We start from the raw sequence: 14,486 nt of genomic DNA, 5'->3' as shown, positions 1-14,486 counted from the left end.
ATGACCACGGTTCTTGGCTGCATCGCAGACGATTTCACCGGAGCGACGGATCTGGCCGGGCTACTTGCCCGGTCCGGCGTGCCGGTGTCGCTGCGGATCGGCATCCCGAGCGAGCCGCCCTCAGATCCCGCGCCGTTCGAGGTCATCGCGTTGAAATGCCGGACCGCGCCGGTGGCGCAGGCCGTGGCCGATTGCCGGGCCGCGCTAGACTGGTTGCAGAGCGCCGGGGCGGAGCGGATCTTCTGGAAATACTGCTCCACCTTCGACTCCACGGCGGAGGGCAATATCGGTCCGGTAGCCGAGGCGCTGATGGCCGATCTCGGGACGTCCCAGACCATCTATTGCCCCGCCTTCCCGGAAAACGGCCGCGCGATCTTCATGGGCAACCTGTTCGTCGGGCGGCAGCCCCTTGCGGAAAGCCCGATGAAGGACCACCCGCTGACGCCGATGCGCGACTCCAACCTGATGCGCCTGCTCGCGCCGCAGGTCACGCGGCCGGTCGGGCTGGTCGATCGGCTGACGGTCGCGCAAGGGGTCGAGGCCGTCCGCGCGGAGCTGTCGCGGCTGTCCGAGGCGGGCGTGGCCCATGTCGTGATGGATGCGGTCGCCAATGAAGATCTCTATGTCATCGCCGAGGCCTGCCGGGACATGCCCCTTATGACCGGCGGCAGTGCCGTCGCCATGCCCTTGCCCGCGCTCTACATCGCGGATGGGGCGCTGGGGGGCCGGAGCGAGGCCGCCGCCGCGCCCGACCTGCCCCAGGCGGCGGTCGTCCTGTCGGGCAGCTGTTCCGCCATGACCAACGCGCAGGTTTCGGCCTACATGGCGAGCGGCGCCCCCGCGCTGCAACTCGACCCGGTGGAGTTGGCGCGGACGGGGCCGCAGGCGGCGTTGGACTGGCTGGCGGGGCAGGATCTGGAGCGGGCCCCGCTGCTCTACGCGACGGCCGATCCCGCAAGCGTCCGCGCCGCGCAGGAGACGCTCGGCCGGGACCGCGCCGGGGAGGTCGTGGAACAGGCGCTCGCGGCCTGCGCCGTCGCGGCGCGCGATGCCGGGGCGCGGCGGATCGTCGTGGCGGGCGGAGAGACCTCCGGCGCGGTCACCCAAGCGCTCGGCGTCACGCGCCTCGATATCGGCAAGGAGATCGCGCCGGGGGTGCCCTGGACCTTCTGCGACAGCGGCGGGCACCGGATCGCGCTCACGCTGAAATCGGGGAATTTCGGGGCCGAGACGTTCTTCGCCGACGCCTTGGCGCAACTCTGAGCGCCCGCGTCGATCCGCGCGACAGGCCCAACCCCGAGGGGGGCTGGGCCGCAAATGCGCGGGTCCGGGTCTAGGCCGGTTTGCTGGTGACGAAGCTGCCCGGCGCCGGTTCCAGCGACTTGTAGCGCCCGCGCCTGGCGACCTTGCGCGCCGGGACCTGCGCCCCGCTCTTGCCGTCGAGCCATTGCACCCAATGGGGCCACCAGGAGCCCTCGTGGCTCTCGGCCACGCGCAGGAACCCCACGGCGGTCTCGGGATAGTGCGTCGCGGTCTTGTAGCCGTATTTCATCCGTTTGCCGGGCGGGTTGATGACGCCCGCGATATGGCCCGAGCCGCCCAGCACGAACTCCACGTTCTCCATGATCTGCGTGGCCGGATAGATCGAGCGCCAGGGCGCGATGTGATCGTCCTCGGTGGCCAGCACGAAGAGCGGCGGCTTGATCTTGGAGATGTCGATCTTCACGCCGTCCATTTCCAACCCGCCGGGCTGGCGCAGCTTGTTCCTGAGATAGATCTCTTCGAGATACCAAAGCAGCATGGCCTTGGGCAGGCGGGTGGAATCCGAGTTCCAGTAGAGCAGGTCGAACGGCCGCGGCTTGTCCCCGCGCAGGTAGTTGGCGTCGTAGAACGACCAGATCAGATCGTTCTCCCGCAGCATCGAGAACATGTCCTGAAGGTGATGGGCGTCGAGATAGCCCTTCTCTTCCATATGTGCGCGCAGAACCTCCAGCCGGTCGTCGTCGATGAAGACGCCGATTTCGCCCACATCCGCGAAATCCACCATCGTGGCCAGGGTCGTGGCGCTGTTGATGCGGTCGTCGCCCTTGGCGGCGAGATAGCCCAGCATCGCCGTGACCAGGATTCCGCCGATGCAGAAGCCGAGCACGTTGGCCTTTTCCTCGCCTGTTATGTCGCGGATGACGTCAAGCGCCGCGATCGGGCCCTTGGTCATGTAATCGGTGAAATCCAGATCGGCATGCGCCTTGGTCGGGTTCGCCCAGGAGATCACGAAAACCGAATGGCCCTGGTCCAGCGCATACCGGATCAGGCTGTTCTGCGGACGCATGTCCATAATGTAGAACTTGTTGATCCAGGCCGGGACGAAGAGCATCGGCACCTGATATTGTGTCTCGGTCCTCGGGTGATACTGGATCAGCTGCATCAGATCGTTCTGGAAGACGACCTCGCCTTCGGTCGTGGCCAGATCGACGCCAACCTTGTAAGCCTGCCCGTCATTGGTCGCGATGGCGAGCCGCCCGTCGCCGCGTTCGAGATCGGTCAGCAGGTTGTCGAGCCCGTCGAGCACGCTTTGCCCGCCGCTCTCCAGCATCTTGGCGCGGGCGGCGGCGTTGGTCGCGAGGTAGTTGGCGGGCGACAGCGCGCTGACGGCCTGGCGGGTGAAGAACTTCACCCGCAGATCGTCGCGGCCCTCTTCGGTCATCGTCTCCAGCAACTCTTCGACCGCGCCTTCGAAAGCCAGGAACGCGTCGCGATAGCTGCGCGACAAGGGATCGGAGGACCAGCTTTCGTCCTTGAAGCGGCGGTCCTTCACCTCCCCTTCGCGGGGCATGAGCATCGCCTGCCAGGCCTGCGCCAAGCCGGTCGTCGCCTTGAGTTGCGCCGCCATGAGATCTTGCGGGCGGGTCAGGGCGCGCGCCCACACATTGGCGTAGGCCCGGGTCAGGGTGGCCGCGTCCATCAGCTGATATTCGGAGCCTGTGGCCTGCGCGACAGAGCGGGACTGCATCTTGGCCGCCGCCGCAAGCGACCGCTGCGTCAGCGCCATCATGCGCTGCGCTGTTTCCGCCACGTCGGGGAGTTCTGGGTCAGGATTTTCGGCAGGCATGACGGGTGTCCTCCTCCTTGGGACGATCGGGCGGCGAGGAGAGGCGCCCTGGCGGGCGCCCCTGCGGCCGGGTCAGTTAAGGCGCTCAAACGCCAGGGCGATGCCCTGCCCGCCGCCGATACACATCGTGACGAGACCGTATTTACCACCGATCCGCTCCAGTTCGTAGAGCGTCTTGATCGAGATGATCGCGCCGGTCGCGCCGATCGGGTGGCCCAGGGCGATGGCGCCGCCGTTCGGGTTCACCTTGTCGGTGTTCAGCCCGAGACCCGCATTCACGGCGCAAGCTTGCGCGGCGAAGGCTTCGTTGCTCTCGATGACGTCGAACTGATCGGCGGTCATGTCGATCTTCTTGAGCAGGTTGGTCACCGCCGGGACCGGGCCGATGCCCATCACCTCGTGGCGCACGCCGGCGATGGCATAGCCCAGCAGCCGCGCGCGGGGCTTGAGCCCGGCGGCCTCGGCGGCGTCGGCCGAGGCCAGCACCAGCGCGGCCGCGCCGTCATTGATGCCCGAGGCGTTGCCCGCCGTGACCGAGCCGTCCTTCTTGAAGGCCGGACGCAGCTTGCCGAGGCTTTCCATCGTGGTGCCGGCCTTGATGTGCTCGTCGGTGTCGAAGGCGACCATGTCGCGCTTCACGCGGACCTCGATGGGCAGGATCTGGCTCTTGAAATGGCCGGCCTCGACCGCCGCCGCCGCACGGCGCTGGCTCTCGACGGCGAAAGCATCCTGCTGCTCGCGGGTGATCTGGTTCTCGGCGGCCACGTTCTCGGCGGTCACGCCCATATGGCCGACGCCGAAGGGGTCGTTGAGCGCGCCGATCATCATGTCGGTGAAGCTGACATCGCCCATCTTCTGGCCGGTCCGGATCGACTGGGTCGAATGCGGCGCGCGGGACATGCTTTCGGCGCCGCCGGCCAGCGCATAGTCCACGTCGCCCAGCATGATGTGCTGCGCCGCGTTCACGATGGCCTGCGCGCCCGATCCGCAGAGACGGTTGACGGTCAGGCCCGTGGCCTCTTCGGGGACACCGGCCTGAACGGCGGCATAGCGGCCCAGATACATGTCCTTGGCTTCGGTGTTGATGACGTGGCCGAAGACCGAGGCGCCGATCTGGCCCGGCTCGACGCCCGAGCGGCGGATGGCCTCCTTGGCCACGGCGGTGGCGAGGTCTGTCGGCGGCGTCCCGGCGAGCGAGCCGCCGAAGGTGCCGATCGCGGTGCGCGCACCGTCCAGGATAACGACGTCTTTCATGGGAGTGTCCTCTTCGTTCGAAAATTCAGGATGTGGGGTGGCCGAGGCCGCCGATGCGCTCGGCGATCGCGTCCAGGACCGCCGGGTCGTCGATGGTCGCGGGCATCTTCCAGGGGGTGCCGTCGGCGATGGCCACCATGGTGCCGCGCAGGATCTTGCCCGAGCGGGTTTTGGGCAGGGCGTCGATCACGATGCATTGCTTGAACGCGGCAACGGGGCCGATCTCCTGCCGGACCAGGGCGACGCATTCCTTCTGGATCTCCTCCTCCGAGCGGTCGGCCCCCGCGTTCAGGCAGACCAGACCCAGCGGCGACTGGCCCTTGAGCGTGTCGCCGATGCCGATGACCGCGCATTCGGCGACATCGGGATGCGCCGAGAGAACCTCCTCCATCGCGCCGGTCGAGAGCCGGTGGCCCGCGACGTTGATGACGTCATCGGTCCGCGCCATGATGTAGAGATACCCGTCCTCGTCCTTCACCCCCGCATCGCCAGTCTCGTAATAGCCGGGGAAGGTGTCGAGATAGCTCTTGCGATAGCGCGCTTCGGCATTCCACAGCGTCGGGAAGGTGCCCGGCGGCAAGGGCAGCTTGATCGCGATGGCGCCGAGCGTGCCGGCGGGCACCGGATGCCCTGCCTCGTCGAGGATCTCTACTTCGTAGCCCGGCATCGGCACGGCGGGCGAGCCCGGCTTGATCGGCAGTTCCTCGATGCCGAGCGGATTGGCCGCGATGGCCCAGCCGGTCTCGGTTTGCCACCAATGGTCGATCACCGGCTTTTGCAGATGGGTCTGCGCCCATTCGATCGTCGCCGGGTCGGCGCGCTCGCCGGCCAGGAACAGCGCCTGAAGGCCGCTGAGGTCGTATTTCTTGAGATAGGCCGCCTCGGGGTCCTCGCGCTTGATGGCGCGCAGCGCGGTGGGGGCGGTGAACAGAACCTTCACGTCATGCTCTTCGATAACGCGCCAGAACGTGCCGGGATCGGGGGTGCCGACGGGCTTGCCCTCGAACACCACGGTGGTGCAGCCGGCCAGCAGCGGCCCGTAACAGATATAGCTGTGGCCCACGACCCAGCCCACGTCCGAGGCGGCCCAAAAGACGTCGCCGGCCTGCACGTTGTAGAGGTTCTTCATCGTCCAGAGCAGCGCGACCATGTGGCCGCCGCTGTGGCGCACGACCCCCTTGGGCTGGCCGGTCGTGCCGGAGGTATAGAGGATATAGAGCGGATCGGCCCCGCCGACCGGCGTGCAGCCCACGGGCTCGGCCGCCGCCACGGCCTCGGCCCAATCCAGATCGCGGCCGGGGGTCAGCGCCGCCTCGGCTTGCGGGCGCTGGAAGATGACGCAGAGGTCGGGCTTGTGCTCCGACTGGGCGATGGCCTCGTCGAGCAGCGGCTTGTAGGCGATCACCCGCTTGCCCTCGATCCCGCAGGAGGCGCTGAGAACCGCCTTGGGTGCGGCGTCGTTGATGCGGACGGCGAGTTCATGCGCCGCGAAGCCCCCGAAGACCACCGAATGCACCGCGCCAATCCGGGCGCAGGCTAGCATCGCCACCAGGGCCTCGGGCACCATCGGCATGTAGATCACGACGCGGTCGCCCTTGGTCACGCCGCGGGCCGCCAGCACGCCGGCGAGCCGGGCGACACGGTCCTGCAATTCGGCATAGGTGATCGTCGTCTTGCTGTCGGTGACGGGGCTGTCATGGATGATCGCCGGCTGGTCGCCGCGCCCGGCCTCCACGTGCCGGTCGACGGCGTTGTAGCAGGTGTTGCCTTCCGCATCCGCGAACCAGCGGTAGAGCGGCGCGGCGCTGTCGTCGAGCACCGTCAGAGGAGCCTTGGTCCAATCCACGGCGCGGGCGGCTTCGGCCCAGAACGCCTCCGGATCCTTCTGCCAGGCGCCGTAGACCTCTGCGTACTGTCCCATGTCTTCCTCCTCCTTTTGCGATGGCGGTCAGCTGAAGAACTGCCCGCCATTCGCGGAAATCGTCGATCCATTGATAAAGCCGGCGTCGTCCGAGGCCAAAAACACGACGCAGCGCGCGATTTCCTCGGGCTCGCCCAAGCGGCCCACGGGGATCTGCGGCAGAATGTGCTTGTTGAGCACGTCCTCGTCGATGGCGCGGACCATCTCGGTGCCGATATATCCCGGGCAGACCGCGTTGACGGTGATGCCCGCGCGCGCGCCTTCTTGGGCCAGCGCCCGGGTGAAGCCGAGATCGCCAGCCTTGGCGGCGGAATAGTTGGACTGTCCCGCCTGTCCCTTCTGCCCGTTGACCGACGAGATGTTGATCACCCGGCCGAACTTGCGATCGCGCATTCCCGCCCAGACCGGGTGCGTCATGTGGAAGAGGCCGTTGAGATTGGTGTTGATGACCGCGTCCCACTTTTCCTTGGTCATCTTGTGGAACATGCCGTCGCGGGTGATGCCGGCATTGTTCACGAGGATGTCGACGGGGCCGAGATCGGCCTCGACTTTGGCGACGCCTTCGATACAGGCCGCATAATCGCCGACCGACCATTTGTAGGTCTTGATGCCGGTCTCCTCGGAGAAACGGGAAGCGGCGTCGTCGTTTCCGGCGTAATTGGCGGCGACGCGGTAGCCCGCCGCGGCCAATCCCGTGCTGATCGCCGCACCAATGCCGCGCGTGCCGCCTGTGACCAATGCTACTTTCGCCATCGTCCACGTCTCCTTGGGGCCTGCGCCATCCCGCGAGGGATGCGTTAACCAAAGCCCTATGCTCCGGTTTCTCTATCCGTCGAGGGCTGAACGTGTTACGTTGTGAAAGTTAGCAAAATGCCGTGTGCAAAATGCGAAAAAGTGAATGAGCGACGATCTCCGAAAGATCTTTGCAGGCGCCCGTGTTCGCCACCTGCGCCAGTCTCACAAGATGACCCAGGCGGAATTCGCGCGGCGGCTCGGGATTTCGACAAGCTACCTCAACCAGATCGAGAACAACCATCGGTCGCTCTCCGCCTCGGTGATCCTGGCGCTGTTCAACGGCTTCGACTTCGATCTCTCGGATCTGGCGCTCGACGAATCCGGCAAGATCGCCGTCGATCTGGGCGAGATCCTGTCCGACCCGGTCTTCGCGGATACCCGGATCCAGCCGCAAGAGCTCAAGATCGCGACCTCGAACACGCCGAACATGGTCCGCGCCTTTCTCGGTCTCTATCAGGTCTATCAGAAAACCCGCGAGCAGCTCGGCCAGCTCGACACGACGCTCTCCGCGACCGAATCCGCCACCACGCCCATCCCCTACGAGGAGGTGCGGGACTATTTCCATTACAAGGACAACTACATAGACGAGCTCGACCGGGAGGCGGAGGCCTTCGCTCGCACCCTTATGGCCAGCGACAAGCAGCGCTACGTCCTGCTGGCCGATTATCTGAACGACGCCCATGGCATTCGCGTGGTCGAGACTAAAAGCGCGGCGGCGGCCGGGACGATCCGCCGATACGATCCGGTCACGCAGACGCTGCATCTCAGCGCCACGTCCAGCCCGGCGACGAACCTCTTTCAGATGGCCTATCAGGTCGGACTGCTGGAGCAGGGTGCGCTGATCGAGAAGTTGTTGGACGAGGCGGGCTTCCATTCCCGCAGCGCCCGCGAAGTCTGCCGGATGACCTTCGCCAATTACTTCGCCGGTGCGGTCGTGCTGCCCTATTCCGAGTTCCGCGAGGCCGCGGCCGAGACGCGGCACGACCTGGACCGCCTGGCCTTCCGCTTCGATGCCAGCCGCGAGCAGGTCTGCCACCGGCTCAGCATGTTGCAGCGGCCCGGAAACAAGGGCGTTCCGTTCTACTTCCTACGCATCGACCGCGCCGGGAACATCACCAAGCGGCATAGCGCGACCAGCCTGCAATTCACCCGCTTCGGCGGCTCCTGCCCGCTCTGGAACATCCACGCGGCCTTCGAGAGCCAGGGCGAGATTCTGCGGCAATTGGCCAGCACGCCGGACGGGCTGCGCTATGTCTGCCTGGCCTTCAGCAAGACGATCCGCAGCGCCGATTTCCGCAAGGCGTCGCGGAAATTCGCGATCGGGCTTGGATGCGAAGCGAAATATGCCAGCCAGCTCGTCTATGCCGACGACCTGCACGTGTCGAATGCCGAGCGGTTCGAGCCGATCGGGACCGGCTGCCGCATCTGCGAACGCTCCAACTGCGCGCACCGCTCCGTGCCGCCCTTGGCGCGCGACATCACAGTGGACCACCACGCCCGAAATATCGTGCCGTTTGAGGTCGAATGAACCGGGGCGCGGGTTGGGGCAGCCGCCGGCAGAGCCCGGGCGAAGACCGATACCGAGGAACGGGCCCGTGGGAATTGGCGCGACTGAGCGTGTGCCGCATCCCCGCCACCCGGTGTGTCCCTGCCGATAGGGCCGCCGGATGAACGTCAGGATGTCGTCTCGCCCGCCATCTCCACCGCGCGCCGGATCGCGCAATCGACCGAGTCGAGCAAAGGCACGTCGATATCGGCCTGGAGTTCCTCGGCGAAGCCGATGAGACCGGCGCCGCCAAGGATGACGACGTCCGCTCCAGCGGAGGCGGCCTCCAGCACCTTGTCCCTGATCGCGTCCCTTGCGCCGGCGCGGTCCTGCGCGATCTGGTCGCCGGTCAGCTCCAGCGCGTGGATTCCGCTCAGGCGGGGGGCCAGACCGATCTCCGTGACCAGATCCCGAAGGAGCGGCGGCCATTTCCGGCCCCCTGTCACGATCCCGAACCGATCCCCCATCCGGCTGGCCAGCTGGCAGGACGCCTCGGCGAGGCCGGTGACGGGATAGGGCAGACGGCGCTGCAGATCGCGCACGGCCGGATCGCCGAAACAGGCGACGATCAGGATATCGGGCCGCGCGTCCGGGCCAAGCTGGCTCACATGCTCCTCGACCGCGGCCGAGGCGATCTGAAGCGAGGCGGCGTCGCTGATATAGGAGGCGCCGGATGTAACCGTGGCCCCACGACAGCTGGCGTGCCGGCGCCGCGCATGGGCGACCATGCGTTCGGTCATGCCGCGATCCGTATTCGCGTTCAGCAGCAGAACATCCGGCGCGGGTCTGGCGGCGGTCATGTCAGCCCTCTCGCGCATCGCCGGAACGCGGCCGCATTGCCTGCTCGGCCCAGCGCTGTAGAATCGCGGCCGCCTCGGCCGCCCGGGCCTGCTCCGAGGGCATGCGGCGCTCGGCCACCGGATGCGCGCATTCATGGGTCAGGTGGGCCACATCGATCGGAAAGCGGGCGCTCTCCGGCAGGTGCCCCAGCGCCGCTCCAGCCTGGGCCATGTCGGCGGCGTAGTAAAGCCGCGAGATCCCGGCGATGGCCATGGCCGCGACGCAAAGCGCGCAGGGCTCGCAACTTGTGTAAAGATCGCAGCCGCGCAGATCGACCGTCTGTAGATTGCGGGCGGCATCGCGGATCGCCTCGGTCTCGCCATGGGAGGTCGGGTCGAAATTCGCCAGCGACCGGTTGATCCCCTCGCCGACGATCTCGCCGTCGCGGACCACGACCGCGCCGAAGGGCTCAAGCCCCGGCTCATCCAGCGCCTGCGCCGAGATCTCGATCGCGCGACGCATGAAAGTGTCATTGTAGCTCATATGCGGCCCTCCTCGGCGGCGAAACAGGCGACGCGCCCGCCCATGACATGCTCGGTCCGGCTGGGGCGCTCGGTGCGGCAACGGTCATTGGCGAGCGGACAACGCGGGTGGAAGCTGCAACCCGGCGGCGGCGCGATGGGCGACGGCACCTCGCCGCGCATCGGGCTGCGGTTGCGGTTCGGCCGCTCAAGGTCGGGGATCGTGTCGAGCAGCATGCGGGTATAGGGATGCAGCGGGTTGGCGAAGAGATCCGCGGTGGGCTGCATCTCGACGATGCGGCCGAGATACATCACCGCGATCTCATCGGCCATGTGGCGCACCACCGACAGGTCGTGGCTGATGAACAGGTAGGTCAGCCCGAACTCCCTCTGAAGCCGCTTCATCAGGTTCAGAACTTGCGCCTGGACGCTGACATCGAGCGCGGATGTGGGCTCGTCGCAGACCAGGAACTCGGGCTCGCCCGCCAGCGCGCGCGCGATCGAGATGCGCTGCCGCTGGCCGCCGGAGAAGGCGTGCGGGTATTTCACCGCGTCCGTGGGCGACAGGCCGACGATGCCCAAAAGCTCGGCCACGCGGGCCTCGGCCTCTGCATCGGTGGTCTCCGGCCGCAGGGTGCGCAGGGGTTCGGCGATGATCCGGCCGACCCGCCAGCGCGGGTTGAGCGAGGCATAGGGGTCCTGGAAGATCATCTGCACCCGGTCGCGGTCGCCGTGAAAGCGGATCGCGCCGTCCGAGGGCGGATGCAGCCCCGTCACCAGCTTGGCGATGGTGCTCTTGCCGCAGCCGGATTCGCCGACGAGGGCCAGCGTCTTGCCGCGCTCGATCTGGAAATCGACCCCGTCGACGGCGCGCAACACGCGGCGCGGCTTGTTTTCCAGCAAACGGTTGAGCCAGGGCGCGGAGACGTCGAAGCGCCGTTCCAGCGCATCGACTTCGAGGATGGCATCGGCGCGGGTCATGCGGTGCTTCCTTCCATGGCGAGCCAGCAGGCGGCGCCTTCGCCCGTGATGCGCGGCGCTTCGCGGCGGCAGCGCGGCCCGGCCTTGTCGCAGCGCGGGTTGAAGGCGCAGCCGGGCGGGATCGCGTCGAGACGCGGCATGCTTCCGGGGATCATGCTGAGTTCCTCCACATCGCTGCGCAGGCCCGGGATCGATCCCATCAGACCGGCGGTATAGGGGTGCTGGGGGCGGCGGACGACATCGTCGACCGGCCCGGTTTCGACCAGCCGTCCAGCATACATCACCGCCACGCGGTCGGCGGTTTCGGCGATCACGCCCATGTCATGCGTGACCAGCATCACGGCCGTGCCCCGCTCGGTGCAGAGCTGGCGCAGGAGCGCTGTGATCTGCGCCTGGATCGAGACGTCGAGCGCGGTCGTGGGTTCGTCGGCGACGATCAGCTCCGGCTCGGCGCAGAGCGCCAGCGCGATCACGACCCGCTGCCGCATGCCGCCCGAGAACTGGTGTGGAAAGCTGTTCATGCGGTCTTCGGGGGCGGGGATCCCGACTTCGCGCAGCAGGCCCAGCGCGCGCTGCCCGGCCTGGTCGCGGGTCAGGTCGGTATGCAGGCGGATGGTCTCGATCAGCTGGTCGCCCACCCGGAAGAGCGGGTTGAGCGATGTGAGCGGGTCCTGGAAGATCGCGCCGATCCGGCGGCCGCGCACCTGCTCCATCTCGGACTCGCTCAGCGTGTCGATCCGGTCGCCGGAGAGGTGGATCTCGCCGCCGGCGATGCGGCCCGGGGGCTCCAGCAGGCCGAGGATGGCCATGCCGGTCATGCTCTTGCCCGCGCCGCTTTCGCCGACCACGCCGAGGATCTCGCCGCGCCGGATCGAGAGCGAGACCCCATCCAGCGCGGTCAGGACGCCGCGGCGGGTTGGAAACTCGACCCTCAGATCGCGCACGTCAAGGACGGTGTCGGTCATGGGTAACCCTCTCATAAGACGGCTCGAATATCTCGTTCATGGGCGGGTGGCCCAGCGTCCGGTCGGGGTATTTCGCGACCAGCCCGTCGAATTGCGCCTGCGCGCGGGCGGTATCGGCGACGAGGTCGCTGCCGGGGATGACGCCGTCGGCCATCACCCGCCGCCCGTCGATCCAGACATCGCGCACGTCGCGCCCGGCGCAGGAGGTCATCAGGGTCTGGATCGGGTCCGGGGTCTGCAATGCGCCGCTCAGGTCGATCACGGCGATATCCGCCTTGGCGCCCGGCGCGAGCCGGCCGATGTCGTCGCGCCCGAGCGCCCGCGCCCCGCCCAGTGTCGCCGCATCGAACAGCGCCTCGGAGCGGATTGCGTCGTGGCCATCGGCGAGGCGCGCGGTCATCAGGCCGAGCTGCATGTTGAGGATCATGTCGGGCGGCCAGGTATCGGTGCCCATGCCCACGGTGATGCCAGCCTCCAGCCAGCGGGGCAGGGAGCGCAGCATCCCCCCGTGACGCGCGGCCACAAGCGGGCAATGCACCAGCGCCGCGCCCGCGTCGCGGATCAGCGCGATATCCTCCTCGGTGGCGTTGGTGCCGTGCGGCAGGAGCCAGTTCGACGCCAGCGCGCCGTTCTCCGCGAGGAAGCGGATCGGGCTCACGCCATGCTGGTCGCGCACCAGCCGCAGCTCGATCTCCGATTGCAAGCAATGCTGTCGCACGGGCGCGCCCATCTCGGCGGCGATCGCGGCGGTGCGTCTCAGGAGTTTCGGCGTGCAGGTCTCGATGCGGTCGGGGGCGAACATCGCGCGGATGCGTCCCTCGGCGCGTCCCTCGATCCGTTGCGCGAAGTCGGCCGCCTCTTCGAGCCCGGCAAGGCCTCGCGCCTCGTCATATATCGCGCGGATCGTGCCGCTCTCGTCCACGACCTGCCCGCCGGTGCGGTAAGCGGGCCCGAGATAGACGCGCAGGCCGAGCGCTTCGGCCGCCTCGGCGGCCGCCTCGAACTCTTCTACGGTTTCGCCCCACTCGCGGTAGAAAAGCGACGCGATCGGCAGCGCCGTGGTGATCCCGTTGCGGATGAGCGACGCGAAGGCGAAGCGTTTCTGGAACGCCAGTTCCTCCGCCGAATACATCTCGTAGGGGCCGCGCGCGACATAGCTCTCCGGCCAGACGCGACCCTTCTTCCAGCCGGGGAAGTTGTCGAGCCCGAGGATCGTGGTGTCGAGATCCGACAGCGCGTCCAGGTCGATGAAGCCCGGCGACAGGATCGCCTCGCCGTAATCGATGCGCGGACAATCCGGCACCGGGTCGGGGAGGGCGCCGATATGGGCCACGCGATCCGCTTCGATCAGCACGCAGCCGTTTTCGTGGACGCGGTGGGCGTCGCCGCCAAAGCCGACCACCCAGCGCGCGGTGAGAAGCGTCCGGGTCATGGTGCCTCCGTCAGGCACTTGCCGTCCTGTGCGGTGACGCGCCCGCCCTTCAGGACCAGTTTGCGCGGCGCGCGCAGGGCGACGGCCTCCGCCAGCGTCTCACCCTCGACCAGCACAGCGTCCGCATGGCAGCCCGGCGCGAGGCCGTAGCCGTCGAGCCCCATGACCGCCGCGCCGCCCGCGGTGCAGATGTCGAGCGCCAATTCGACCTCGTCATCGCGGCGCAGGTTGTTGCGCAGTCCGACGAACATCGCTCGCTCCAGCATGTCGCCATTGCCGTAAGGCCCCCAGGTGTCGCGGATCCCGTCCGAGCCTGCGCCGGTCAGGATGCCCAGGGCGTGCAACTCCTTGACCGCCGGGACCGGGGCGGAGGCCGGCGCGGTGGTGACGATGTGGATGCGCGCCTCGGCCAGTTGCTCCTGTAGGGCCGCGACGGCGGCGCGGTCGGGCGCGCCGAGGCAGAAAGCGTGGCTGACCGTGACCTGCCCCTGCATGCCGTGGGCGCGGGTGCGGGTGAGGATCTCTTCCATCGAGAACCAGCCCAGCGCGCCCTGTTCGTGCAGATGGATGTCGATCGGTTTGCCGTGCTTTTCCGCCAGGCCGAAGATCGCGTCGAGATGGGCGCGGGGGTCGCGGTCAATGCCGCAAGGGTCGAGCCCGCCGACCACCTCGACGCCCATCGACAGCGCCTCGTCCATCAGCTCGACCGTGCCGGGCCGGGTAATCATGCCCGACTGCGGGAAGGCCACGATCTCGATATCGACGATCCCGGCCAGCTTTTCGCGTGTGGCCATGACGCCTTCGACGCCCGCGAGCCCGTGATGGGTGTCCACGTCTACATGGCTGCGAATATGGGTCGTGCCGTAGGCAACGGACTGGAGCGCCTGCCGCTCCGACTGCACCCGCGGGTCGAGGCCCAGCGACACTTTGACCGCGCGTTCGTTGTCGATCTTGTCGATCAGGCGCGGGCCGACCTCGTTGCGATACCAGGGCAGGCCCAGCAGGGACTTGTCGAGATGGGTATGCGCCTCGACCAGCCCGGGGATCAGGATCCGCCCGCCGCAATCGATCGTCTCCGCCCCGGCGGCGGCGCTTTCGGCAAAGCGCCCGGCGGTGACGTTGAGATCGGTGGCGGGGGCGCCCATGGGGCGGACGTTCTTGAGGATGAGGTCTGTCATGGGC

Annotated in this window: 12 protein-coding genes; 2 read left to right on the top strand and 10 right to left on the bottom strand. The window is 67.7% G+C overall.

All coding sequences use genetic code 11. The features are described from left to right. Complete coding sequence (otnK, locus tag DTQ71_RS00240; RefSeq protein ID WP_109562291.1) at window positions 1-1,263, top strand: 3-oxo-tetronate kinase; 1,263 nt, start codon at window positions 1-3, stop codon at window positions 1,261-1,263. Window positions 1,264-1,333: 70 nt separating this feature from the next. Here the strand turns inward: otnK and DTQ71_RS00235 are convergent, their stop codons facing one another. The 4 genes from DTQ71_RS00235 to phbB all read right to left on the bottom strand — a co-directional run bounded on the left by DTQ71_RS00235 (window position 1,334) and on the right by phbB (window position 7,037). Beyond that, window positions 1,334-3,109 (bottom strand): PHA/PHB synthase family protein, encoded by a 1,776-nt coding sequence (locus tag DTQ71_RS00235; RefSeq protein ID WP_109562290.1) that lies wholly within the window; start codon window positions 3,107-3,109, stop codon window positions 1,334-1,336. A 72-nt stretch (window positions 3,110-3,181) separates the two neighbouring features. Further along, window positions 3,182-4,363, bottom strand: a complete 1,182-nt coding sequence (locus tag DTQ71_RS00230; protein WP_109562289.1) for an acetyl-CoA C-acyltransferase family protein — start codon at window positions 4,361-4,363, stop codon at window positions 3,182-3,184. A gap of 25 nt (window positions 4,364-4,388) precedes the next feature. Then, window positions 4,389-6,284, bottom strand: a complete 1,896-nt coding sequence (locus tag DTQ71_RS00225) for a propionyl-CoA synthetase (protein WP_109562288.1) — start codon at window positions 6,282-6,284, stop codon at window positions 4,389-4,391. A gap of 27 nt (window positions 6,285-6,311) precedes the next feature. Next, a complete protein-coding gene (gene phbB, locus DTQ71_RS00220) occupies window positions 6,312-7,037 on the bottom strand; it encodes an acetoacetyl-CoA reductase (protein ID WP_109562287.1) in 726 nt (241 codons plus the stop codon). Window positions 7,038-7,182: 145 nt separating this feature from the next. Here phbB and DTQ71_RS00215 point away from each other — a divergent pair, with 145 nt between their 5' ends. Then, on the top strand, window positions 7,183-8,607 hold the full coding sequence (locus DTQ71_RS00215) for a helix-turn-helix domain-containing protein (protein ID WP_109562286.1): 1,425 nt from the start codon (window positions 7,183-7,185) through the stop codon (window positions 8,605-8,607). Between the two features lie 146 nt (window positions 8,608-8,753). Here the strand turns inward: DTQ71_RS00215 and DTQ71_RS00210 are convergent, their stop codons facing one another. From DTQ71_RS00210 to DTQ71_RS00185, 6 genes are read right to left on the bottom strand one after another with little or no spacing between them, the layout of a single operon-like run. Next, complete coding sequence (locus tag DTQ71_RS00210; RefSeq protein ID WP_170125252.1) at window positions 8,754-9,425, bottom strand: aspartate/glutamate racemase family protein; 672 nt, start codon at window positions 9,423-9,425, stop codon at window positions 8,754-8,756. Between the two features lies 1 nt (window position 9,426). Beyond that, complete coding sequence (locus DTQ71_RS00205; protein ID WP_109562284.1) at window positions 9,427-9,948, bottom strand: nucleoside deaminase; 522 nt, start codon at window positions 9,946-9,948, stop codon at window positions 9,427-9,429. Continuing rightward, a complete protein-coding gene (locus tag DTQ71_RS00200; RefSeq protein WP_109562283.1) occupies window positions 9,945-10,907 on the bottom strand; it encodes an ABC transporter ATP-binding protein in 963 nt (320 codons plus the stop codon). Before DTQ71_RS00200 ends, DTQ71_RS00205 begins: the two co-directional genes overlap by 4 nt. Further along, window positions 10,904-11,872: an ABC transporter ATP-binding protein gene (locus DTQ71_RS00195; RefSeq protein ID WP_109562282.1), complete on the bottom strand. Its 969-nt coding sequence runs from the start codon at window positions 11,870-11,872 to the stop codon at window positions 10,904-10,906. The genes DTQ71_RS00200 and DTQ71_RS00195 overlap by 4 nt, the downstream gene beginning before the upstream one ends. After that, window positions 11,853-13,304 carry a chlorohydrolase family protein gene (locus tag DTQ71_RS00190; protein ID WP_109562281.1) on the bottom strand — a complete coding sequence of 484 codons (1,452 nt, stop codon included), beginning with the start codon at window positions 13,302-13,304 and terminating at the stop codon, window positions 11,853-11,855. Before DTQ71_RS00190 ends, DTQ71_RS00195 begins: the two co-directional genes overlap by 20 nt. Next, window positions 13,301-14,482, bottom strand: a complete 1,182-nt coding sequence (locus tag DTQ71_RS00185) for an amidohydrolase family protein (protein ID WP_109562280.1) — start codon at window positions 14,480-14,482, stop codon at window positions 13,301-13,303. The genes DTQ71_RS00190 and DTQ71_RS00185 overlap by 4 nt, the downstream gene beginning before the upstream one ends. Window positions 14,483-14,486 lie beyond the last annotated feature (4 nt).

This window comes from Jannaschia seohaensis (assembly GCF_900116765.1).
Lineage (GTDB): Bacteria > Pseudomonadota > Alphaproteobacteria > Rhodobacterales > Rhodobacteraceae > Jannaschia > Jannaschia seohaensis.
The sequence above is the reverse complement of the archived record's forward strand: the minus strand, read 5'-3'. Positions and strand labels throughout refer to the sequence as shown.

Bases quoted from the DNA above. Each gene is read 5' to 3' on its own strand.
- otnK (WP_109562291.1), top strand. From the start codon at position 1: ATGACCACGGTTCTTGGCTGCATCGCAGACGATTTCACCGGAGCGACG.
- phbB (WP_109562287.1), bottom strand. From the start codon at position 7,037: ATGGCGAAAGTAGCATTGGTCACAGGCGGCACGCGCGGCATTGGTGCG.
- DTQ71_RS00190 (WP_109562281.1), bottom strand. From the start codon at position 13,304: ATGACCCGGACGCTTCTCACCGCGCGCTGGGTGGTCGGCTTTGGCGGC.
- DTQ71_RS00225 (WP_109562288.1), bottom strand. From the start codon at position 6,284: ATGGGACAGTACGCAGAGGTCTACGGCGCCTGGCAGAAGGATCCGGAG.
- DTQ71_RS00205 (WP_109562284.1), bottom strand. From the start codon at position 9,948: ATGAGCTACAATGACACTTTCATGCGTCGCGCGATCGAGATCTCGGCG.
- DTQ71_RS00210 (WP_170125252.1), bottom strand. From the start codon at position 9,425: ATGACCGCCGCCAGACCCGCGCCGGATGTTCTGCTGCTGAACGCGAAT.
- DTQ71_RS00235 (WP_109562290.1), bottom strand. From the start codon at position 3,109: ATGCCTGCCGAAAATCCTGACCCAGAACTCCCCGACGTGGCGGAAACA.
- DTQ71_RS00195 (WP_109562282.1), bottom strand. From the start codon at position 11,872: ATGACCGACACCGTCCTTGACGTGCGCGATCTGAGGGTCGAGTTTCCA.
- DTQ71_RS00185 (WP_109562280.1), bottom strand. From the start codon at position 14,482: ATGACAGACCTCATCCTCAAGAACGTCCGCCCCATGGGCGCCCCCGCC.
- DTQ71_RS00230 (WP_109562289.1), bottom strand. From the start codon at position 4,363: ATGAAAGACGTCGTTATCCTGGACGGTGCGCGCACCGCGATCGGCACC.
- DTQ71_RS00200 (WP_109562283.1), bottom strand. From the start codon at position 10,907: ATGACCCGCGCCGATGCCATCCTCGAAGTCGATGCGCTGGAACGGCGC.
- DTQ71_RS00215 (WP_109562286.1), top strand. From the start codon at position 7,183: ATGAGCGACGATCTCCGAAAGATCTTTGCAGGCGCCCGTGTTCGCCAC.